The sequence below is a fragment of the Bacillus sp. CH30_1T genome, from assembly GCF_008364765.1.
Lineage (GTDB): Bacteria > Bacillota > Bacilli > Bacillales > Bacillaceae_B > Rossellomorea.
This window is the reverse complement of sequence record NZ_VTUY01000007.1, coordinates 207,826-229,927: the sequence shown is the minus strand read 5'-3', so window position 1 is coordinate 229,927 and position 22,102 is coordinate 207,826. Positions and strand designations below refer to the sequence as shown.

Here is a 22,102-nt window from a genome sequence, read left to right as displayed (position 1 = left end):
GATACTAAACACTTATGATCCTTCTGTCATTTATTCAGGAGGTTTTTTTATGTCTTCAATGAAAGTGCTTTCATTTCGTTTCGTCACCTCTGACTGAAAAGAAGGAGGACATTATGAAACAAACAACAGATTTTCTTAAGATGAAGAATAAGAGAGAAAAGATTTCCATGCTTACAGCGTATGATTTTCCAAGTGCCAAGATAGCGGAAGAAGCGGGAATTGATGTCATCCTTGTAGGTGACAGCCTCGGAATGGTTGTATTGGGTTATGACTCAACGGTACCTGTAACAGTTGAAGATATGATCCATCATACGAAAGCTGTAAAAAGAGGGGCGAAAGATACCTTTATCGTCACTGATATGCCGTTTATGTCCTACCATTTGTCAAGGGATGAAACTCTTAAAACAGCGGCTCAGATTCTTCAACAGGGAGGCGCGCACGCTGTAAAGGTAGAGGGGGGAGATCATGTGATTGATCGTATCCAATCCCTTACAAGTGCCGGCATACCCGTTATCGCTCATTTAGGTTTAACCCCTCAATCCGTCGGTGTCCTTGGAGGATATAAAGTACAAGGGAAAACAGCCGACTCAGCCAAAAAGTTGATCGATGATGCCATAAAATGTGAACGGGCAGGTGCCTTTGCACTTGTGTTAGAGTGTGTACCAAAGCAAATAGCCAAAGAGATTTCAGAAGCATTAACGATTCCGACGATTGGTATTGGTGCAGGCAGTGAAACAGATGGACAGGTGTTAGTGTTCCACGACCTTGTAACATACGGGGTGAATCGTGTGCCTAAGTTTGTTAAACAATACGGCAACGTATCAGAAGCCATTCATATCAGCATAAAAAACTATATAGAAGAAGTTAAAGGGAAGAGCTTCCCATTAGATGACCATTCCTTTACGATGCGGGATGAAGAATTGGATGCTCTCTATGGTGGAATGAAAAAATGAAAGTGATAACGAACATACAAGATCTGCAAGCTTCGATACAACAAGTTAAGAATTCAGGGTCCACTATCGGGTTTGTCCCTACAATGGGGTACCTTCATGAAGGGCACATGAGTCTAGCGGAGGAAGCCAGGAAAAACAACGATACTGTCGTGATGAGTATCTTTGTAAACCCCCTGCAGTTCGGTCCGAATGAAGACTTCGACCGCTATCCTCGTGATATTGAAAGAGATACAGAGTTAGCAAAGAATGTTGGGGTTGATATACTCTTTATTCCTGAAGTAGTAGAAATGTATGATGGGAAACAGTCTGTAACCTTGTGTGTGATAGAGCGGGTAGAAGTACTGTGCGGACGAAAACGTGATGGTCATTTTGACGGAGTGGTAACCGTTCTGACTAAATTGTTTCACCTTATTCAGCCGACCAGAGCGTATTTCGGGCTGAAGGATGCCCAGCAAATTGCAGTAGTGGAAGGGTTAGTAAGTGATTATTTCTTTCCGGTGGAAATAGTGAGGGTGCCTACCGTCAGGGAAGAGGATGGATTGGCGAAAAGCTCAAGAAATGTCTATCTATCAAAAGAAGAAAGAAGGGAAGCTCCTTCAATTTATCAAAGTCTGATAGAAGCAAAAAATCGTATTGATGCCGGGGAGAGAGACCCCGATACGATTATTTCTATAATTTCAATGAACGTTCAAGAAAATACCTCGGGAGAAATCGATTATGTGGAAGTGTACTCCTATCCTGAGCTAACGGAACTGTCCAGATTACAAGGTGAGATCATTATAGCACTGGCAGTTCAATTTCAACAGGCCAGATTAATTGATAATATAATCATCAGTGTAAAACCAGAGGAGGATTTAAATGTTTAGAACGATGATGAGTGGTAAAATCCACAGAGCGACTGTAACAGAAGCGAACTTGGATTATGTGGGAAGCATTACCATCGATCAGGATATTTTAGATGCAGTCGGAATGATGGCGAATGAAAAGGTTCAGATTGTAAACAACAACAATGGAGCCCGACTGGAGACTTACATTATACCAGGTGGAAGAGGAAGCGGCGTCATATGTTTGAACGGAGCTGCTGCAAGACTTGTACAAAAAGGTGATATTGTCATCATCATATCGTATAAACTGGTAGCTGAAGAAGTGGTCCATGACCATATCCCGAAAATAGCTATCATGGGAGAAAATAACCGTATCATTGACATGATCGGAACAGAACCTGAAGCGACAATACTATAAAAGAAATCGGCAAGTCTTCTAATTTGTGAATAGGAGACTTGCTTTTTTGTTTATGGTACACTTATTTAGAAATCATAAGAGTATGAAGTAGGATCTATATAAAGGCAGTGAAGAACATGTACCCATTTAAACTCGTTGTTATCGATCTTGAAACAACAGGAAATTCTCCTAAAAAGGGAGAAAAAATCATCCAACTATCAGCGGTTATTATAGAAAGCGGAAAGATCATTGACCAATACACATCATTTGTGTCGCCTGGTAAACCGATTCCTGCGTTTATTGAGGAATTGACGGGAATCAATGATGAAATGGTCAAGGACGCTCCACAATTTCATGAAATTGCACCGAAAATACTTGAGCTTCTGGATCATGGCGTTTTTGTTGCTCACAACGTTCAATTCGATCTATCATTCCTTCAAGCAGAACTGGAAGAAGCAGGCTATAATCCTTTTACGGGTCCTGCCTTCGATACAGTAGAATTAGCTAAAGTGGCCTTACCATCAGCAGATAGTTTTAAACTGACGGAATTATCCAATTCTTTGGATTTAAGCCACGTAAGGCCTCACCAGGCAGACAGTGATGCCTATGTGACAGCCGAAATTCTTCTTTATTTTATTAAAGAATTGTCCAAGCTCCCATTAGTCACACTCGAAAATCTTCACAAGCTTTCACATCATTTGAAAAGTGATCTTTCCTTATTGTTTGACAGTATTGTGAGTGAGAAACAAAAACACGTAGAGGATCTCCCACCACAGTTAGAGGTGTATCGAGGACTGGCTCTTCGGAAGAAAAATGCTTCAAAGAAAGAAGTTCTACCTATTGAAGAACTCCATGTTGCTGAACCCGATATAGAAGAACACTTGGCACAATATGTTCCCTTCTATGAGAAGAGAGAGCAGCAAATGGAGATGATGGATGAGATACAACATGCTTTTCAAGAATCCCGCCATGTGGTCATAGAAGCGGGAACCGGGGTTGGCAAGTCACTGGGCTACTTATGGCCTGCGGTTATATTTGCCAAGGGCTCTCATGAAAAGGTGGTCATCAGTACATACACCATCCAATTACAAGAGCAATTACTTCATAAAGAAATTAAATTATTAGAAAAAATAAGCCCAACACCATTCAGAACCGTACTATTAAAAGGGAAAAATCATTACATAAACCTGTTTAAGTTTGAACAGTCTCTCAGAGAAGATGAGTCTCAATATGACGTAGTTCTGACAAAGATGCAAATTCTGGTATGGCTTACACGAACAGAGTCCGGTGATATGGATGAACTTAACCTTACTTCTGGGGGGCAGTTGTTCTGGAATCGTCTAAAACATGACGGCTGGCACTTACCTCATACGAAAGATCCCTGGGTCGGGAAAGATTTCTATCTTTTCGCAAGAAAGAGTGCTCAAGAAGCAGATATCATCATTACAAATCACTCAATGCTTCTGACTGATATCGTGAAGGAAAGCAGCATGCTTCCTCCTTACGATTACTTAGTAATAGATGAGGCTCATCATCTGGAGAAGTCAGCAAGACAGCATCTTGGAGTTGTAATGGATTATCTCTCGATTAAGTTTAGTACTTCCCAGTTAGGAACCCTGGACCAAAAACAGTTGTTCTATCGACTTGATCAGCTTATTTCCAACCATTCAGTTCAAATGAATACACACTCATTTGAATTGGATTCTCGCATTAGTCAGTTTTACATTGATTTAGAAGAGTCCATCGGAGTGTTAACGAGCGTCTTTTATAAGAAAGCCAAAAAGAGAACCGGGGTACAAAAAATACAGCTGAGAATTACGGCCGAAATGAAGAGGAGCAGCTACTTTCAACCTGTACTCATGTCCATGGAACGGGTTATTTCAGGAATGAAGTATGTGGAAAGAGAGTTTCAGCAGGTTCTGGAGACAATCAAGGATAAGAAGATCAAGCTGCAAGATAAAGAAAAAGCCTTGATTGAAGAATTCTACAGCTATTTAGTGGATTGGGCAGAATTGAGAATGAATTTTCAAACTGTCTTTTTAAGAGAAATGAACAACCATGTTCTCTGGTTAGATGGAGATACAAGATCATTACCGAATAGTCTTTCTATCCAAGCTCAACCAGTTACCGTCAATCGTAATCTTCAAGATGAAATCTTTGCCAAAAAGAAAAGTGTCGTCCTTACTTCAGCTACCCTGACCGTCAGCGGGTCTTTCAATTACTTCTTAAACGAGATTGGACTCATAGGTAAGGGGGTAAAACAGTTACAGCTTACTTCTCCTTTTGATTACAATGAAGTTTCTAGATTATTCGTCCCGACAGACGTCCCTGAAATTCAGCAAGTCCAAAGTGAAGAATATATTGAAGCAATAAGCTCGCATTTAATAGGAGTGGCTCAAGCGACGAAAGGGCGAATGCTCATCTTATTTACGTCTTACGATATGTTAAGGAAAACGTATGAGCTGATGAAAGAAAGTGGTTTATTAGAGGAATATGTATTAATGGCACAAGGAATCACCTCAGGAAGTCGTACAAGGCTGACAAAGAACTTCCAGCGATTTGACAAGGCGATTTTATTTGGAACGAGTAGTTTCTGGGAGGGTGTAGACATTCCCGGAGAAGACCTGTCTTGTCTTGCCATGGTCAGACTTCCTTTTTCTCCACCTGACGAGCCTGTCAATCAGGCAAAATCAGATATCCTCAAGTCTCAAGGGAAGAATCCGTTTTCTTCTCACTCTTTACCCGAAGCGATTATTCGGTTCAAGCAAGGGGTAGGAAGGCTGATTAGAAGAAGCAGTGATCGGGGAATCGTGATTGTATATGACCGCAGAGTGATGACGACAAGGTATGGTAAGGCATTCTTGCAGTCGATTCCTTCAATGGAAGTAAAAGAAGGCGATTTATTTGATTTGGTTTCATGGATTGAAGATTGGCTCTAATACAGATTAAACTTCAGTGATAAATTTTACTCTTTAACACAATCTAAAGAGTAGATGTGAAACTGGAGGATTGAAAATGAGAGTGATCTTTTCGGTAATGCTGACTTTTTTCCTTGTCATTTCAAATGCCTATGGTATAAAAGTGCCTCAGGTGGATTTAAATGTATCACAAGAGGAGTATGCGATTAGTTTTCTTCCTGATTTAAAAGGGGAGGTAGCAGTTCTTCATTTAGCTTCCGGGAAAAATTATTTAATTAATACAGGACCCCTTCAGGAAAGTAGACAATTATATTATTATTTGAATCAAATGCACATTGACAACATTATGGGAATCATCCTCACGGAAAAAAGAGAAGTGCATGAGGATATGATTACTGAACTTGGTAAGAAGTACTCCATAAAAGAAATAATAACGGGTAAATCCCTGGCTGAAACAATACAGAAAAAAGGTTCCTTTACGATTCAACCGATTACAGAAGATCAGTCATACTCGCTTTCAAAAGAATTAGCATTAAATGTGATGCATGAAGGGAATGAGAAAGGAGAAGGATTGGACTTTTCCATTACCTTCTTCCATCATCGCTTTTTGTGGCTGAGCTCACAATCAACTCATTCTGAAGAGGTTTTACTTACAAAACCCCTAAAGAACGTAAATATTGTAAAAATACCTCTTCACTCTAAAACTGAAAATATGTCCCACAGTCTCCTGAAGCATATCGATCCTCAAACGGCTTTACTATACCGTTCTAAGGAAAGGCTTCTTAATGGTGAAATGCTCGAAGCCATCAACGAGGCATGGATTGATCTGTATTTAACCGGTCAACATGGATTGATTGCCATCAAATTTAATAAGCGAAATTACGAAGTGCTTACCTTTGATCAAGAAGATGGAGTGTTTAAAGAAGTTGGCGGAAAAACTTAATGCCGTAAGAAAAAATTAAGTCAGGCTGACAACGTTGTCAGCCTGACTGAGTGTGGATTAGAATAGTTTTTGAGATACGCTCTACCATAATAGCCATTAATGTTGTTATAATGTGTGTAGCGTTTCTTACTCATAGTGTCGCGGATTGCAGTGACATCATGAGTAGAAATTTATACGGGAATATCTTAAGTAAGCGGGTAAAAGGAGGAATACCATGGAGAGCCGAATTGAAATTCTTTCCACCGTTCGTATCGAATATACGGATAACTTATATAAAGTGGTTGATACATTAAATAGAACCTTAAAAAAAGATGATTATATGTTTGGTTTAGCCTTAGATCCGGAAGATCAGAATCAAGCAGTATTAACAATATATCGTACATAAAGAGTGATTGTAATGAAAAAATGGATAACGATTATCGCACTATTGTTCATCGTCCTTGGGATAACGGCTTCGGTCGTACTTTATCAAGTTTCCCGAAACCCATTGGATAATCAGGCAGATAAGGCGCTAAATAGAGTGAAAGCTGAAACGGCTATTGTTGAAGTTGAAAACACAAGCTTTTACAACGGCTCTAAGTCATATGTTGTAGTGACAGGCAAGGATGATCAAAACGAGAAGCTCGTGGCTTGGGTACCCAATAAAAAAGGGAAAATAATTGAGAAAAAATGGGCAGATGGTATTTCAAAAGAACAGGCAATCAATAAACTAAATGATGAAAAGCAACCGAAAGAATTATTATCGGTCCGTTTAGGATATGAATCTGTCGGGCCAGTATGGGAAATTACCTATTTAGATCAAGAAGACAATTTAAACTATTTTTACCTGCTGTTTTCTACTGGAGAATGGTGGAGGAAAATTGAAAATTTATAATCAACTCTAGGGGGAATACTTCCATGAAATTTATGTTAGCTGACAGAGTAAGTGCTTTAACACCATCAACGACTTTGGCAATCACTGCAAAAGCAAAGGAAATGAAGTCTCAGGGTATTGATGTTATCGCTTTAGGTGCAGGTGAACCTGACTTTAATACTCCTGAACATATTATCAATGCTGCGTATGCCTCCATGACTGAGGGTCACACAAAGTATACTCCATCTGGTGGTATGGCCAAATTAAAAGAAGCAATCATTCATAAGTTTGAAACAGATCAGAAACTTACGTATAAACCATCTGAGATCATCGTGACGAGTGGTGCAAAGCATGCCCTTTATACATTGTTTCAAGTTCTTTTAAACGAAAATGATGAAGTCATCATTCCTACTCCATACTGGGTCAGCTATCCTGAACAAGTGAAGCTTGCCGGAGGAACTCCCATTATCGTAGAAGGGAAAGAAGAGAATGAGTACAAAATCACTCCACAGCAGTTAAAAGAGACGATAACGCCCAAAACGAAAGCAGTCATTCTTAACACACCTAGTAACCCTACAGGCATGCTATACTCCCACGAAGAGTTACAAGCGATTGGAGAAGTATGCTTAGAGAACGATATTCTGATCGTTTCAGACGAGATTTATGAAAAGCTTGTATATGACGGGAATTCACACACGTCTATTGCTGAATTGTCTCCAGAACTTAAAGAGCAAACCATCGTGATTAACGGGGTGTCAAAATCTCATTCCATGACGGGATGGAGAATTGGATATGCGGCAGGGAACGAGACAATCATTAAAGCAATGACCAACCTTGCCAGTCATTCTACCTCTAACCCAACGACAACTTCACAATATGGGACGGTTGCTGCCTATTTAGGAGATCAACAACCTGTAGAGGAAATGAGACAGGCATTTGAAGAGCGCTTAAACATTGTCTTTGATAAATTGAACAGTATTCCAGGGTTTCATTGTTTGAAGCCTCAAGGTGCTTTTTATCTGTTCCCGAATGTGTCAGAAGCGGCCAAGAAAGCAGGCTACAACAATGTCGACGAATTTACAAAAGCTCTGTTGGAAGAAGCAAAGGTAGCGGTTATTCCTGGGTCTGGTTTCGGATCGGACAATAATATCCGTCTTTCTTATGCCACAAGTCTTGATGCACTCGAAAAAGCAATTGAGAGAATGCATGAATTTGTGGTTAGGAAGAGTAAATAATTACAAGGTTTCAGACCGTGTTCGTTTCGGTCTGCTTTTTCCTTAAAATCATCTCGTTTTGCTCAATCTATTGCGGCGGGATAACGGTAAATGTATAATAAATAACGATACATAAGCGTCTTAAGTTTTTTTGGAGGGAAAAAATCGTGAAAACTACTATATCTCAAGTAAGTAAGTTTGTAGGAGAAGAAGTAACCATTGGTGCTTGGCTTGCCAACAAACGTTCAAGTGGAAAGATTGCCTTTCTTCAGCTTCGTGACGGAACTGGATTCATTCAAGGTGTTGTCGTAAAAAGTGAAGTGGAAGAAGAAATCTTTCAAAAAGCAAAATCATTAACTCAAGAAACATCTCTATATGTAACAGGAACGGTTTCGGAAGATTCCCGTTCACCGTTTGGATATGAACTTCAAGTGAAAACCGTTGAAGTGATTCATGAAGCAGTGGATTATCCAATTACACCGAAGGAACACGGGACAGAATTCCTGATGGATCACCGTCACCTTTGGCTTCGTTCCCGTAAACAGCATGCCGTGATGAAAGTACGTAACGAAATCATTCGTGCAACATATGAGTTCTTTAATCAAGAAGGATTCGTAAAAGTAGATCCTCCCATTCTGACTGGAAGTGCGCCGGAAGGAACGACCGAGTTATTTGCAACTAAATATTTTGAAGAAGATGCTTATCTTTCTCAGAGTGGTCAGCTGTACATGGAAGCTGCAGCCATGGCGTTAGGGAAAGTATTCTCTTTCGGACCGACTTTCAGAGCGGAGAAATCGAAAACCCGTCGTCATTTAATCGAATTCTGGATGATCGAGCCTGAAATGGCATTCTATGATTTTAAAGATAACCTGGAAGTACAGGAGCAATATGTTTCTTATATCGTTCAGTCGGTTCTGGAAAACTGCAAGCTTGAATTAGACCGATTAGGAAGAGATACATCTAAATTAGAGCAGATCAAAGCACCTTTCCCGCGGATCACTTATGATGATGCAGTTAAGTTATTGCATGAAAAAGGGTTTGATGATATCGAGTGGGGAGACGATTTCGGAGCTCCACATGAAACAGCCATAGCTGAAAGTTACGACAAGCCGGTATTTATCACGCATTACCCGACTTCGTTGAAGCCTTTCTATATGCAACCTGATCCAGACCGTGATGATGTCGTATTATGTGCCGACCTGATCGCACCAGAAGGGTATGGAGAGATTATCGGTGGCTCAGAGCGTATCCACGATGCGGAACTTATGAAACGTCGCATTGAAGAGCACGAACTTGCTACAGATGCGTACAAGTGGTACTTGGAATTAAGAGAATATGGATCTGTTCCTCATTCAGGATTCGGTCTTGGACTTGAAAGAACAGTGGCTTGGATCAGTGGAGTAGAACACGTAAGGGAAACCATCCCATTCCCGCGTCTACTAAACCGTTTATATCCATAATACAAACATCGTACAAGGAACCGGCTGGTTTGCTTAAAAAGCAATCCCGCCTGTTCTTTTATTTTGGTTCTTTTTTGTTGAGATTGTGGCTACTTGGTAGATGAAAGTAGGAATTCATTTCTGATATAGTATGCTCACTTTCCGCGGGGGGATGGTGGTTGTTTACCTCCAAAGAAGTGAATTTATTATAAGTGGTAGTTTGAAAACGGGACCGTTCCTTTTCGCTCCAGGCACTTCCTTTCTGCGGGGAGGAAGTCGAGCCTCCCCGGGCTTTGCCCTGTGGGGTCTCGACCTTTCCTCTATCTCCCGCAGGAGTCAAGTGCCTTCCGCTACAATCCACTCTGTGGACCCATCATACTTTTACTGCAAAATGACGGAGAGAAAACACAAATTATTGTAGATTTATTGATTCTTTGTTTCCAAAAACAAACGATCTACAAAGTAGCATAAGAAATTGTCTTATTAGATTGTTTCTACACTTTAAAGCTCTGTCACGAAAATCTCTTAAAGATGGTGAGGGGAACTGCGTAGACTCCGGCGGATTTTGGTCGTGCCGAGACCCCGTTCGGCTAAGCTGAGGAGGCTCGGCCGAACTTCCGCGGAAAGCGGAGCAGTTCCCCTCACCATCCAGCACAAGCTTGTTGACAGAGCTTCTAGCAGATCGTATGTTACAAAACAATATCCTTGTGAAAACAGCATTTTATGTACAGTTGCCCCTACTGTTCCTTAAAGGCTTGTTGGTCCTGAAAAGTCGGCTCATCTTTTCTTATTTCCATCTTTCTTCTGATTCATAACCATGTCCACATATACTGAACCATGATATAATAGTGAGTGAGGTGTGCCGAATATGGATTATAAACGTTTAATGGTGTCCTGGATCGAAGAGGGGACACTTAACATTCCGCAATTATTATTATCAAATTACAATACCCTAGGTTTAAATGAGTCAGAGTTTGTACTGTTATTGCAAATTTACGGTCATCTGGAAAAGGGAAACTATTTCCCTACACCAGAAGAGCTTTCAGAACCTATGAGTATTTCTACTGAATACTGTTCATCTATTTTAAGAAAATTAATGCAACAACAGTTTCTATCTATCGAAGAGGGATCTTCACCTGATGGAATCCTGTTTGAAAAGTATTCTCTAAATCCTTTATGGGAGAAAATGGCTGAGTTCGTAATACAGGACTCTAAAATGAAGCAGATGGAAAAATCCATGGAAGAAGAAGCGGATATTTACACGACTTTCGAACAGGAATTTGGTCGACCGCTTTCTCCGTTAGAATGTGAAAGCCTGGCCATGTGGTTGGATCAGGATGATCATAATGCTATTATTATTAAAGCAGCATTAAGAGAAGCTGTCATATCCGGCAAGCTGAATTTTAGGTATATCGATCGAATTCTATTTGAATGGAAGAAAAACGGTGTGAAGACCATTGAAGATGCGCGTAACCAAAGCCAGCGCTTCCGTTCTCGTCAAACCCCCGCAGCATCAAGTGATTCTGCTGCTTCTCCTAAACGAAAATCAGTACCATTTTATAATTGGCTTGAGCAATAGGACGATAAAAGGGGCTGACTCTCAAATGCTTGAGAGTTGGTCTATTTTTATTTTGGATAAATTTTGTTGATTTATAAGACAAGATGGAGGTATTAGGGTACATGCTAAATAAAAAACAAATACAAATTTGCTTAGATGAAATGAGAGAGATGTTTCCAGACGCTCACTGTGAGCTGCGTCATGAAAATCCTTTTGAGCTTGTCATTGCGGTCCTTCTATCGGCTCAATGTACTGACGCCCTCGTGAATAAAGTCACTAAAGGCTTATTTGAAAAATATAAGCAACCTGAAGATTATCTGAGTGTTTCATTGGAAGAACTTCAACAGGATATACGCTCCATCGGGTTATACAGAAACAAAGCCAAAAATATTCGTAAACTATGTGAGATCATCCTGACAGAACATGGAGGAAATGTTCCTGAAAGTCATGAAGAATTAGTGAAGTTGCCTGGCGTAGGAAGGAAAACAGCAAATGTAGTAGTATCGGTTGCATTTGGAGTGCCCGCTCTTGCTGTAGATACCCATGTCGAACGTGTAAGTAAGAGATTAGGTATTTGCAGATGGAAAGATAGTGTATTAGAAGTAGAGAAAACGTTGATGAAAAAAATCCCGAATGAAGAATGGTCTGAAACTCATCACCGGTTGATTTTCTTTGGAAGGTACCATTGTAAAGCCCAATCACCCCAATGTGATGTTTGTCCGCTGGTCGATTTATGCAGAGAAGGTCAGAAGAGACTAAAGAAAAAAGGTAAGATATGAATGAAATGACTTTGAGTATTCCATTCCAACTAATTGATCCTTTTTTCTTTCCTGAGTCAAAAGTTAGAATAGATGCTTCTCATATAATACCTTATGAGCCTTTCTTCTCTTATGAAGTTCTCTATTTCAATGAGGTGGCTCCAGGTTCGCTTCCCTGGGAAGATCATGAATTATTCATAGGTATCATACTTAAGAGCTGGAGAGAGGGGGAGGAGTGTCTTAAAACGTTATTTAAAAAACGGTCTAAGGATACATTGCCCCTAATGAAAAAGAGTATTGCGCAAGTTTATATGTTTTTATTCTGGAGTAATTCAATGCCGGTAATATTAAATTCTGACATTGCTCCCATTGACAACCTTTCCATTAAACCGGTCAACGCAGGGGAGAGAATGTCATTTATTCGAAACAATCCAACCCTTTTCCATTCATTCATACAGTTATCTCAGCTATTCGAGGAACAACATAAACAATATGCTAAATCCCTTGTTTTAAAACGAGCTGGAGAAAATTAAAAAGGCAACGAGAAAATGTTCTCGTTGCCTTTTACCTTATTCTTGTTCTCTTCGGGAGTCTGATTGAGTAGCAGGTGGACTATTCGTGGCACCATCTCCAGTACCTGAGCCGTCACCAGTCCCAGTGCCATCACCAGTGCCATCACCAGTGCCCTCGTCTGTACCTCCGTCACCATTCCCATCGCCTTCAGGTGGAGGAGAAGTGCCATCATCGCCACCTGTGTCTTCACCATCATCACCTGATTCATCTTCATTCCCATTTCCTTGACCGTTACCATTGTTATTTCCATTATTGTTCCCATTACCATTGTTATCTTGATTTTCATCGTTATTATCATCTTGGTTTTCTTCATCTTCACCATCAGTCGCTTTTACATCAACATTGACCGTTGCAGGATTACTGCGCTGATCTCCTGATATTGCTACAACCTCAAAGGTGAATGTTCCTTGGGATTGAATGTTTTCGACATTTAATCCTTTCTTATCAGTTGTCGTTAATACTTGTTTGGCTTCACCATTTATCGAAACCGCCACTTCAAACTGAACGTCCTTCTCTTTACCATAGTCCCATGCAAGAGTGATGGTTTGCTCCTTCTTATTGAATTTACCTTTCAGATTTGAAGGTGCATCAATCTTATCGAATTCTTTTGAAACCTTGGAAGGTTCCGTTCCACGGACGAATAGTTCAGTAATCACTCTGTCATCTGGAGTATATTCGCTTGGCAGTCTAGCCGGATTGCTTCCTAATTCAACCTTGGATTCAACCACGCTGTCCGGCTTATTGAAATCAGGTGTGTCAACACCTTCGTGAACATAGCTCATCAGGTCACTGACGATGTATTGGGAAACCCTTCTGTCCGTAGGGGATAGTGGTATGGAACGCGTCTTATATCCAGTCCAAACCGCCGCTGTGTAGTTTGTGGTATAGCCTACGAACCATGAATCAGGTGCGCCTGTTTTAGCAATTCCGTATTTCTCGCGTTCATCTTGTGTATAGTTCGTGGTACCTGATTTCCCGGCCATCGGTAATCCTGGTACCTTGGCATAAAGGCCGGTTCCTCTTGGATGGTCGATGACGCTCTGCAGCATATCAGAAATCATATAAGCTGTATATTCCTTCATTGCAGGCTTTGGTTTATTATCATTCTTAATCTCGGTTTCACCATCGCGTAATACCACTTTTGTAACCGTATGTGGCTTGTTGTAAATACCTTCATTACCAAATGCGGCATAAGCTCCGGCCATTTGTACGGAGTTTACTCCAGGGGACACACCCCCGATTGAAGCAGATTCATAGTAATGATCGAACTTTAATCCGAGATCATTTACAAATTCCTCTGCTTTCTCTGGACCGACTTCCTGAAACGTTTTTAGGGCAGTAATATTTCGGGAATCCCAGAGACCCTCACGTATCGTAATTGGCCCTTTGAATTGACCATCATAGTTGTTGAGTTCTGTTCCATCAGAATATTTATAAGGCTCGTCATTTAATATATGATACGTCGACCATTTTAAATGCTCAATGGCAGGTGCGTAGTCTATTAATGGCTTAATCGTAGATCCAGGTTGACGTTTTGTATCGATTGCAAAGTTAAATCCACGCTGAACGTTTGGATCCTGTTCTCTTCCGCCGCCAATCGCTCTGATTTCTCCTGTTTTCGTATCCATAAGGGTTACCCCGGCCTGCATTGGCTCTTCAGAATTCTCTGGATAACTGAAGCTGGTATTTTCACCTGCTAAGATTTCTTCCAAACGTTTTTGAGCATTTGGATCAACGGTTGTATAAACCTTTAAACCATCTGAAAACAGGTTATAGTCACCCATTTTTTGTACTTCATCAATAACCGCATCTACAAACGCGGGATATTTGTTTCCGTTTTTCTTTTCGACTTCTTCAGCTGAAACCAATCCTTCAGTGATCGGGATAGCCTGTGCTTCTTTTTTTTCTTCTTCAGTGATTTTACCGTGCTGTTCCATTAAAGAAAGAACGATATTTCGTCGCTTTTCCGCCTTATCAGGGTATTTAAAAGGGTTATAGTTGTTTGGACTTTGAGGCAGTCCCGCAATCAGGGCTGCTTCATGAAGCTCAATGTCTTTAATGTCTTTACCGTAATAATAGTCTGCAGCAGTAGCCATTCCGTTTATTCCAGCTGACATATACACTTTATTGAAATACATTTCAAAAATTTCTTCTTTTGTATATTCCTGCTCAAGCTTAAGAGCCAGCCATGCTTCTTGAGCTTTTCTTTTTAATGTTTTCTCAGGGCTTAAAAAAGAACCCTTGATCACTTGCTGGGTAATCGTCGAAGCTCCTTCTGAACCGAAACCTCCTGTCACATTGGCAATGACAGCGCCCCCTAATCGAATCAAGTCAATTCCGTTATGCTTATAGAATCGATTGTCTTCTGTGGCAAGGACAGCGTCCTGCATTATCTCTGGGATGTCATCGAAGTTTGCGTATTCCCGTTTTTCTTTCCCAACGGTCGTGATCAATTCCCCGTTCATATCATAAATTTCTGATGCAATCGGATCTTTGAGTAATTTTTCATCAAGCTTAGGTGCACTGGAAGCATAATAAGCAAATAATCCAGCACCTGCAAGCATCCCGATAATACCGATGATAAATAATGATATAATGACGCGTTTAACCATAGAGCCCTTTTTCTTGCTCTTTGTGGATTTTGACTTTTGTTGGGCCAGACGCTTTTCTTCCCTTGACTTATATTGACCAGCCATATTGTTTCCTCACTTTCAATCTTCAGTGTTTTTAGTATTGTCTAAGATTTAAAATATACTACTGATATTGAGATAAATTATAGATTAACTCATTTTTCGTAAACTAAAAATATAACTGATGTACTATTTTTAAATAATCGACCCTGGGATGCAGTCCTAAAGGAATGGTGAGTCCTTTTTCCTCTATTTCTTCCCGTTTGATTGATTTTCTTCCTCCATTTATCATGCGGTCCCAATAAATCCTTAGAGCTTTGTAGGGAAGTAAGAACACTTCTTCGGAAGCAGAAAACCTTACTAGTACAAAGGTAATGCCGTCTTGATTATGGACGTTTTCCATATGCTGAATTTGATGCTCGTGAAAATTTTGAAGTGGAAAGGACGTTTTATTCTTTGTTTCTTTCGCTTCAAAGTCGATATATCTTCCGTTGTACACACCATTATAATCCGTCGTGGAGGGCTGCTTAAAGTATGCTTCCTTAATGACGGCTGCACTTCTCGATGGATAGTGGACATCCACTATTTGAACGGGAGTCGGTTTTTTGTGAATGACTGCTTTATGAAACGTTAAATAATATTGGTTCGTTTCGTTAATGTCTTCTTCAAGGGTCATACCTCTGTTGCTATAGGATAGTTGTTTCGGTTTTGCCTTCTCTTTTTTTGAGGGTAATGACGCTTCCACATATTTCTTACCGTTGGGATAATGGAATTTCATGGTAATTCACCTCGCAGACTAATCTATATCATAACAGATACCACTCCAATTTGTGTGAATAATTGTTTACAAATCTCCTCAATCTATGCCTAAAGGAGGGAGGGGGATAATAAGGATGGACGAAATGAGCAATACTTATCGCTTTTTACCCTATATACCTGAACCTAAACGTATAAATGAGTGGATTCATCAAATCAACCATCTAGTGAATCTGCATAATCAAGATAATATATCAAGAACGATGGCTTATCAAAAATTCTTCCTTCTTCATCCTGAAATTAAATGGTCTTTCCTGGCTTCGATGGTATCAAGAAATGCCGGCTGGAATATGACCGACCTTAAAGGTGATATCTTCACGCGCTTATTACATCCGGCTATTCGTGATGATCTATTTATGACATATGAAAGAGCGAACTGGAGCATTTTTCAGGATGCCTTTTCTCAACTCCTTCTCTATCATTATTCGACGAGGTATAAAAAGAAAATGTTTCATTTGTTTAAAGAATTTCATATTTCAAGCTTCATGGAAGAGGAGTGGAATCGTTACTGGGTGGAGAGAGATGATCGCAGGTTAGTCCATTCTCTTATAATAAATGAGCAACACCTCATTCAAGAACCAGTCATTGAACATGAGGTATATAAGAAGAGGGTGTTTGGTTCATCTCTATTCTTCATAGAAGATCATCTTCATTTCAGTTCCGTTCTGTTTCCGACATTAATGGGGGAACTTTTAGGTGCGAGTGTTCATGGCTTCAGAAAAATTGAAAACAGAATCCTTTTAGGAAATCGATTATTTTCGATTTTATTTCATCCTGATTATCATTCCTCCATTTTGAACTTTGCTTTACAAGTAGAACATACAGGATCCAGAATGGACTACGAGCAGTTCTGTAAAGGAGTCCCACATACGAGTACACCTATGCTCCATCAAGCTTATGACGATGTTCCACATCATTGGAAGTCTCATACGGACTGGTCGAATAAAAAGAAAATTAGTAAGGATTGGTACAAAGAGCAGGAACTTTTCCGTGGAATCGAATTAACAGAATGGTTTTTTCATAAGCAAAGGCAGCTAGAGAAGATGGCGAATGTAAAAGAGGCGATAAAAAAGATCTGGAAGAGGGATAGGAGGAAGAAGAGACCAACACTTTAAAATAGTGTTGGTCTCTTCTTGTCATGCTTGTCGGACCTTAACGAGCCGCCTCCGCTTTCTTATTAGTCCAGCTCCGGCGGCTAGACCCTCGAGGTCATAAGTCAAACCACCCAAAAAGGCAAAGAGCGCCTTTCCGGGTGGTTCGCCTTATGCTTGTCGGGTCTGTACGAGCCGCCTCCGCTTTCTTATGTCGCTGGACGGTTTTCGCCTTCTAGTTTAGGGTTGCCTTTTGAGGCTTTGGTCTGGGCTGAATTTGTAGTTTGCTGTTTGTTTTGATTGTTTTTCTGATTTTTCATTGGGTAACACCTCCACCTATATTATTTTCTAGTTTCCACTCCTTTTATTCAGTAAGTGTCGAAACACAATTAACGGAATGTCCTTTTAACACTTTCTTTGGCGAAACGCTTCTAGTTTTGTCAGGGGGGAAGGGAACGGGTCATAAAGAGAGAATTACAGTATTAATCCAAAAAAAAGGTGGGAGGATTCACAATGCTTCCAAAACAAGATATTATGTTGAAATTAGCTGAAATTGAAGAAAGTTTGAACCAATTAGAACAAAGTCTGCATGATCGAATCTCAGTTGAAGAGCAAGAAGGAATGAATTCGTTAACGAACCAGATACAGAAAATCGACAGTAAATTGAGCTCAGTTGAGAGAAAAGCGGAATCTAAAACCGTACTTTTGAAAAATAAAAAGTCCTTTGTCTTACAAAAACTTGAATTATCCTATAAGACGTCTTAAACTTGATTTATAAGAAAGTAGCGTTCTGCTACTTTTTATTTTTGTCTACATTTTTACGGAGGGTTTTTTTTGAAAGAGTTGATGCAAGTAACAGGGGAACTCATCGACCTTGTTGAGCAAATGTTGAAGGAATATAAAGGTAGACGTGAGTCAGGTGAAAAAGGAGACTTTTACACCGAAGTGAAACCTTTTGCCGATAAAGTAAAAGCGGAGAATGATGTTTGGAAAGAATTGTCCTTAATTTGGATCATGGAACAAAGGCCAAAACACCTTCACTTCCCTCAAATTTTAAACACGTTCGATAATATTGAAATGCTATCGGTTCACTGTTTCTTTCCAGAGTCCAGTTACAATCGGTTCATCAGTCATTATCAATCTGTCTCATATGTACTCCAAACCCAGTTGGATGAATTGAATGAAAAATAAGAGGCTGCCGATCGGCAGCCTCTTTATATTATGGAGTTGAAATTGCTTTTTCTTCTATTGTATTGATTTGCTTCGACAGCTCTTTATAATGATGCAATGAAATCTCATTAGAAATATAAAGTTTTTTGGCCATTGTAAGAAGTTCTTGTTGATCCGTTGCTTGATAATGTTTACTACTTTCGTATCTCTTCAGCAGTTCACTCAGGTTCATCTTGATTCCTCCCAATACTTATATTTCATTGTGTAGCATCTACATTTATCGTATCATAGAATACCCTTTCTTTAAGTTGTAAGAATAGTGTAACTTCCGACATTCTTCTTGTATTTGTCGAAATATCTTTATGGGTTCTTTCACCAATTATCCAGTTAAAACATAAAGTATAGTAACCAGTATAAAGTAAGGGGGCTAAGTATGAATTCTTTACTTCATTCGAGACAGATGCGTAACTATCATCCAAATTATCATTCGCAAACAACGTATATGGGACCATTGATGAACTATCAAGGACAGGGTATGCGACCTCCAGAATATGGATATTTTCAACCTAATTATTATCCTCGACCTGAAGTCCAATTTCCTGCACCGGGGTTTCAAATGAACCAATATCAACAGATGAACCAGCAGCAAATGAATCCTTATTTTGAAAATCCTCTACAACAGAAAGAATACAATCCGTACCAAATGAAAGCAATGGAGCAACAGGCTTATGCTAATCCATATCCGAAAGCCTCATTCATGGCTAAACCTCAGTCTGGAGGAGTAAGTTCGATCATGAATTCATTCAAGTCACAGGATGGGTCTTTAGATTTTAATAAAATGATGAATACTACAGGACAAATGATGGGGGCAATTAATCAAGTTTCCTCTTTGGTAAAAGGCTTGGGTGGGATATTTAGTCTATAGAATAACAAAAAGGGGCTGCGACTCGGCAGCCCCTTTTTTTAATGGTAATAGGAAACTTATTCTATAGGTATTCGTTTACCAGATACTTTGTCTACCCTTACAGTCAGCAATCCGTCTTTATGAGAAGCTTTCACATTCTTTTCATTAACCACCCTTGGAAATGGAATGGTCCTGCTGCTTTTTTTCATGGATTGCTTTCTTCTTATCATTTGATTTTGATCATTTTCCTCGGAGAACTCTTCTTTATTGGTTACAGAAATCGTAATGTACTGAGGGAATACATCAAGTTGAATCTGCTCTTTCTTAATACCTGGGAGTTGTGCAGTCACGATATAATAATTGTCTGTTTCAGTTAATTCAACCGGGAAAGAACCAAATGGGTTAGATGATGATGTGAAAAATTCATCAATGCTTTGAAGCATTCCTTTCATAGGTCTTTCATGAAAAAACTCGTTCATGGAATGCATCAGATCACCAAAACCTTTTTTCTCGTTCGACATGGGTATGCTCCTTTCACGCAAAAGTATTCATACTAGTGTATGAATGCTTGCTGAATATGTGCATTTGTCCTATACATCCATATAAACCGGTTATGAACAAGTGCAAAGAATCCAAGCCTTCCTCATTTAGGCTCCTTTCATTCAAATTAGATAATTGAGGAAAAGATATCCTGGTTTTTTTTCTTTAGTTTCGAACATAGATTCGGTAAAATGGGTAGAAGAGGTGATATCTGTGTTTAAGAAAAACAATCTTCAACAGTTGATTGAACATTTTAAAAAAGACGATGATTTTAATAAACAGATTGTTCACTGGCATACCATAGATGAAAAAACTGCTCAATTGGTAGATCTGCCACTGGAGATAAATGGAAAAATAAAAAATGCGCTGCAAATAAGAGGCATCGAAAAGCTTTATACCCATCAACATTCCGCTTTTAAGCTTGCAATGGAAGGAAAGAGCTTTACCGCGGTAACTCCTACAGCCTCGGGAAAGACTCTTTGTTATAATCTTCCCGTATTACAAACGATCATGGACAACCCGGATGCACGGGCGTTATATATTTTTCCAACTAAAGCTCTCGCACAAGATCAGAAAAGTGAGTTGAACGAAATCATCTCAGAAGCAGAAGCTTCTATTAATAGCTATACATATGATGGAGATACTTCCGCCAATATCCGGCAAAAAGTAAGGAAAGCTGGGCATATCGTCATAACGAATCCTGATATGCTCCACTCAGCCATCCTTCCTCACCATACAAAGTGGGTGTCTCTTTTTGAGAATCTTAAATACGTAATAATTGATGAACTTCATATATATAGGGGAGTTTTTGGTTCCCATGTAAGCAATGTGGTAAGGAGATTGAAACGAATTTGCGAGTTTTATGGAGCTTCTCCCATTTTTATCTGTACATCGGCAACCATTGCAAACCCGAAAGAACTGGCAGAGCATTTAACAGGTAATGAAATGAATTTGATAGATAATAACGGTGCACCAAGTGCCAAAAAGCATTTCGTATTCTATAATCCCCCCATTGTAAATAAACCGTTGAACATACGCAGGAGTGCGACCCTGGAGGTCAGGAGAATTGCTGGTGAATTATTGAAGAATAAGGTGCAAACGATCATATTCGCCAGAAGCAGGGTAAGGGTGGAAATTATCCTTACCTACTTACAAGAATTAGTGAAGAGTCAATTAGGAACGAAATCAATCAAAGGATACAGGGGAGGATATCTGCCGACTCAACGCCGGGAGATTGAAAAAGGCTTGCGATCTGGTGAAATCTACGGAGTTGTCAGTACGAACGCTCTTGAATTAGGGGTAGATATCGGTCAATTACAAGTGTGCATCATGACCGGCTATCCCGGCACGATCGCAAGTGCCTGGCAGCAAGCTGGAAGAGCCGGCAGAAGACATGGGGAATCTCTTGTCATCATGGTAGCAAGTTCAAGCCCTTTAGATCAGTTCATTATTGAGCATCCGGATTACTTCTTCGAGCAAACGCCTGAAACGGCGAGAATCAACCCTGATAATTTGATTATTCTCATTGATCATATTAAGTGCGCTGCCTATGAGCTCCCCTTTAAGGAAGGGGAACAATTTGGCAGGCACTACATTGATGATATTTTAGAATTTTTAGTGGAAGAGCGTGTGGTGCATAAGAACGGTGAAAAATGGTATTGGATGAATGATGTGTTTCCTGCTCATAACATTAGCCTTCGTTCAGCTTCCCAGGAAAATGTCATTATTATTGATCAAACAGACATCTCAGCCGTGCAAGTAATAGGGGAAATGGATCGTTTCTCAGCTATGACCTTATTGCATGATGAAGCGATTTATTTACATCAAGGAGTTCAATTTCAAGTAGAGGAACTGGATTGGGAAGAAAAGAAAGCGTATGTAAGGGAAGTGGACGTGGATTATTTCACCGATGCCAATCTGGCTGTACAATTAAGAGTACTCGAAACAGACAAGATTCGAACGGGGGAAAGATATGACGTAGCTTATGGAGACGTAACTGTTCAAGCAATGGCAACAATATTCAAGAAAATTAAATTTGATACCCACGAAAATATTGGATCGGGTCCCATCCATCTTCCTGAAGAAGAACTGCATACGAGCTCAAGCTGGATTTCTTTAAGAGACGCTGCTTCTTTTAGTCAGGAGCGTTTGGAAGAAGGCCTAATTGGGGCGGCACAAAGCTTGAAATCGATTATTCCTTTATTTGTGATGTGCGACCCCAGTGATATTTTTGTGGTACCACAAATAAAAGCAGCACACAATGAACAGCCTACGATCTTTATCTACGATCGATACCCTGGGGGAATCGGGTTAAGTGAAAAGGTGTATGAACAGATGGAGAAAATACTGCTTGAGACATTTGCAATGATAGAGCGATGTCCGTGTAAAGCTGGTTGTCCATCATGTATTGGAACGGATCATTCACTGGACACAGCCAAAGTGGATACATTAAAGCTTCTTCATCTTTTCCTTCATTAAAAGAAGGGGGGAATCAAAATGTCACTTAAAAATAAATTATCTA

Annotated in this window: 21 protein-coding genes; 17 read left to right on the top strand and 4 right to left on the bottom strand. The window is 39.9% G+C overall.

Annotated features, from left to right (window positions below; genetic code table 11):
- Positions 1-113: 113 nt before the first annotated feature.
- From panB to F0342_RS25730, 12 genes are all read left to right on the top strand, one after another.
- Positions 114-953, top strand: a complete 840-nt coding sequence (panB, locus tag F0342_RS16185) for a 3-methyl-2-oxobutanoate hydroxymethyltransferase (protein ID WP_149156909.1) — start codon at positions 114-116, stop codon at positions 951-953.
- Positions 950-1,819, top strand: a complete 870-nt coding sequence (gene panC, locus F0342_RS16180) for a pantoate--beta-alanine ligase (protein WP_149156908.1) — start codon at positions 950-952, stop codon at positions 1,817-1,819. Before panB ends, panC begins: the two co-directional genes overlap by 4 nt.
- Positions 1,812-2,195, top strand: coding sequence for an aspartate 1-decarboxylase (gene panD, locus F0342_RS16175; protein ID WP_149156907.1), 384 nt, complete (start codon positions 1,812-1,814; stop codon positions 2,193-2,195). The genes panC and panD overlap by 8 nt, the downstream gene beginning before the upstream one ends.
- A gap of 116 nt (positions 2,196-2,311) precedes the next feature.
- Positions 2,312-5,113: an ATP-dependent DNA helicase DinG gene (dinG, locus tag F0342_RS16170; RefSeq protein WP_149156906.1), complete on the top strand. Its 2,802-nt coding sequence runs from the start codon at positions 2,312-2,314 to the stop codon at positions 5,111-5,113.
- 76 nt (positions 5,114-5,189) lie between these two features.
- On the top strand, positions 5,190-6,035 hold the full coding sequence (locus F0342_RS16165; RefSeq protein WP_149156905.1) for an MBL fold metallo-hydrolase: 846 nt from the start codon (positions 5,190-5,192) through the stop codon (positions 6,033-6,035).
- Positions 6,036-6,249: 214 nt separating this feature from the next.
- Positions 6,250-6,420, top strand: a complete 171-nt coding sequence (locus F0342_RS16160; RefSeq protein ID WP_082051082.1) for a YpmA family protein — start codon at positions 6,250-6,252, stop codon at positions 6,418-6,420.
- Between the two features lie 12 nt (positions 6,421-6,432).
- Complete coding sequence (locus F0342_RS16155) at positions 6,433-6,909, top strand: cell wall elongation regulator TseB-like domain-containing protein (protein WP_149156904.1); 477 nt, start codon at positions 6,433-6,435, stop codon at positions 6,907-6,909.
- Positions 6,910-6,932: 23 nt separating this feature from the next.
- Positions 6,933-8,123 (top strand): pyridoxal phosphate-dependent aminotransferase, encoded by a 1,191-nt coding sequence (locus F0342_RS16150; protein ID WP_149156903.1) that lies wholly within the window; start codon positions 6,933-6,935, stop codon positions 8,121-8,123.
- A 146-nt stretch (positions 8,124-8,269) separates the two neighbouring features.
- A complete protein-coding gene (gene asnS / locus F0342_RS16145; protein WP_149156902.1) occupies positions 8,270-9,562 on the top strand; it encodes an asparagine--tRNA ligase in 1,293 nt (430 codons plus the stop codon).
- An 847-nt stretch (positions 9,563-10,409) separates the two neighbouring features.
- Complete coding sequence (locus F0342_RS16140) at positions 10,410-11,120, top strand: DnaD domain-containing protein (RefSeq protein ID WP_149156901.1); 711 nt, start codon at positions 10,410-10,412, stop codon at positions 11,118-11,120.
- A 101-nt stretch (positions 11,121-11,221) separates the two neighbouring features.
- Positions 11,222-11,878: an endonuclease III gene (gene nth / locus F0342_RS16135; RefSeq protein ID WP_149156900.1), complete on the top strand. Its 657-nt coding sequence runs from the start codon at positions 11,222-11,224 to the stop codon at positions 11,876-11,878.
- The gene (locus F0342_RS25730; RefSeq protein ID WP_395940694.1) at positions 11,875-12,390 is read left to right on the top strand and encodes a YpoC family protein; all 516 of its coding nucleotides are present in this window, start codon (positions 11,875-11,877) and stop codon (positions 12,388-12,390) included. The genes nth and F0342_RS25730 overlap by 4 nt, the downstream gene beginning before the upstream one ends.
- A gap of 36 nt (positions 12,391-12,426) precedes the next feature.
- Here the strand turns inward: F0342_RS25730 and F0342_RS16125 are convergent, their stop codons facing one another.
- Together F0342_RS16125 and recU are read right to left on the bottom strand one after the other, a co-directional pair.
- The gene (locus F0342_RS16125; RefSeq protein ID WP_149156898.1) at positions 12,427-15,126 is read right to left on the bottom strand and encodes a transglycosylase domain-containing protein; all 2,700 of its coding nucleotides are present in this window, start codon (positions 15,124-15,126) and stop codon (positions 12,427-12,429) included.
- Between the two features lie 103 nt (positions 15,127-15,229).
- Positions 15,230-15,838, bottom strand: a complete 609-nt coding sequence (recU, locus tag F0342_RS16120; protein WP_149156897.1) for a Holliday junction resolvase RecU — start codon at positions 15,836-15,838, stop codon at positions 15,230-15,232.
- A 115-nt stretch (positions 15,839-15,953) separates the two neighbouring features.
- Here recU and F0342_RS16115 point away from each other — a divergent pair, with 115 nt between their 5' ends.
- The 3 genes from F0342_RS16115 to F0342_RS16105 all read left to right on the top strand — a co-directional run bounded on the left by F0342_RS16115 (position 15,954) and on the right by F0342_RS16105 (position 18,158).
- A complete protein-coding gene (locus F0342_RS16115; protein ID WP_262481773.1) occupies positions 15,954-16,991 on the top strand; it encodes a DUF2515 domain-containing protein in 1,038 nt (345 codons plus the stop codon).
- A 489-nt stretch (positions 16,992-17,480) separates the two neighbouring features.
- Positions 17,481-17,732, top strand: a complete 252-nt coding sequence (locus F0342_RS16110; protein WP_149156896.1) for a hypothetical protein — start codon at positions 17,481-17,483, stop codon at positions 17,730-17,732.
- Positions 17,733-17,801: 69 nt separating this feature from the next.
- Positions 17,802-18,158 (top strand): YppE family protein, encoded by a 357-nt coding sequence (locus F0342_RS16105; RefSeq protein WP_149156895.1) that lies wholly within the window; start codon positions 17,802-17,804, stop codon positions 18,156-18,158.
- Positions 18,159-18,186: 28 nt separating this feature from the next.
- Here F0342_RS16105 and yppF read toward each other — a convergent pair whose 3' ends face one another.
- A complete protein-coding gene (gene yppF, locus F0342_RS16100; protein WP_148969432.1) occupies positions 18,187-18,369 on the bottom strand; it encodes a YppF family protein in 183 nt (60 codons plus the stop codon).
- 201 nt (positions 18,370-18,570) lie between these two features.
- Here yppF and F0342_RS16095 point away from each other — a divergent pair, with 201 nt between their 5' ends.
- Positions 18,571-19,062, top strand: a complete 492-nt coding sequence (locus F0342_RS16095) for a YppG family protein (protein WP_262481772.1) — start codon at positions 18,571-18,573, stop codon at positions 19,060-19,062.
- Between the two features lie 56 nt (positions 19,063-19,118).
- Here F0342_RS16095 and F0342_RS16090 read toward each other — a convergent pair whose 3' ends face one another.
- Entirely contained in the window at positions 19,119-19,562 is a 444-nt protein-coding gene (locus F0342_RS16090; RefSeq protein WP_149156894.1) for an Hsp20/alpha crystallin family protein, read from the bottom strand.
- A 259-nt stretch (positions 19,563-19,821) separates the two neighbouring features.
- On the opposite strand from F0342_RS16090, the gene F0342_RS16085 reads away from it, so the two are divergent.
- Entirely contained in the window at positions 19,822-22,059 is a 2,238-nt protein-coding gene (locus F0342_RS16085; protein ID WP_395940696.1) for a DEAD/DEAH box helicase, read from the top strand.
- Positions 22,060-22,102 lie beyond the last annotated feature (43 nt).

Bases quoted from the DNA above. Each gene is read 5' to 3' on its own strand.
- F0342_RS16140 (WP_149156901.1), top strand. From the start codon at position 10,410: ATGGATTATAAACGTTTAATGGTGTCCTGGATCGAAGAGGGGACACTT.
- nth (WP_149156900.1), top strand. From the start codon at position 11,222: ATGCTAAATAAAAAACAAATACAAATTTGCTTAGATGAAATGAGAGAG.
- F0342_RS16150 (WP_149156903.1), top strand. From the start codon at position 6,933: ATGAAATTTATGTTAGCTGACAGAGTAAGTGCTTTAACACCATCAACG.
- F0342_RS16165 (WP_149156905.1), top strand. From the start codon at position 5,190: ATGAGAGTGATCTTTTCGGTAATGCTGACTTTTTTCCTTGTCATTTCA.
- F0342_RS16115 (WP_262481773.1), top strand. From the start codon at position 15,954: ATGGACGAAATGAGCAATACTTATCGCTTTTTACCCTATATACCTGAA.
- F0342_RS25730 (WP_395940694.1), top strand. From the start codon at position 11,875: ATGAATGAAATGACTTTGAGTATTCCATTCCAACTAATTGATCCTTTT.
- recU (WP_149156897.1), bottom strand. From the start codon at position 15,838: ATGAAATTCCATTATCCCAACGGTAAGAAATATGTGGAAGCGTCATTA.
- F0342_RS16090 (WP_149156894.1), bottom strand. From the start codon at position 19,562: ATGTCGAACGAGAAAAAAGGTTTTGGTGATCTGATGCATTCCATGAAC.
- F0342_RS16095 (WP_262481772.1), top strand. From the start codon at position 18,571: ATGAATTCTTTACTTCATTCGAGACAGATGCGTAACTATCATCCAAAT.
- F0342_RS16155 (WP_149156904.1), top strand. From the start codon at position 6,433: ATGAAAAAATGGATAACGATTATCGCACTATTGTTCATCGTCCTTGGG.
- F0342_RS16125 (WP_149156898.1), bottom strand. From the start codon at position 15,126: ATGGCTGGTCAATATAAGTCAAGGGAAGAAAAGCGTCTGGCCCAACAA.
- panB (WP_149156909.1), top strand. From the start codon at position 114: ATGAAACAAACAACAGATTTTCTTAAGATGAAGAATAAGAGAGAAAAG.
- panC (WP_149156908.1), top strand. From the start codon at position 950: ATGAAAGTGATAACGAACATACAAGATCTGCAAGCTTCGATACAACAA.
- panD (WP_149156907.1), top strand. From the start codon at position 1,812: ATGTTTAGAACGATGATGAGTGGTAAAATCCACAGAGCGACTGTAACA.
- F0342_RS16160 (WP_082051082.1), top strand. From the start codon at position 6,250: ATGGAGAGCCGAATTGAAATTCTTTCCACCGTTCGTATCGAATATACG.
- F0342_RS16110 (WP_149156896.1), top strand. From the start codon at position 17,481: ATGCTTCCAAAACAAGATATTATGTTGAAATTAGCTGAAATTGAAGAA.
- dinG (WP_149156906.1), top strand. From the start codon at position 2,312: ATGTACCCATTTAAACTCGTTGTTATCGATCTTGAAACAACAGGAAAT.
- yppF (WP_148969432.1), bottom strand. From the start codon at position 18,369: ATGAACCTGAGTGAACTGCTGAAGAGATACGAAAGTAGTAAACATTAT.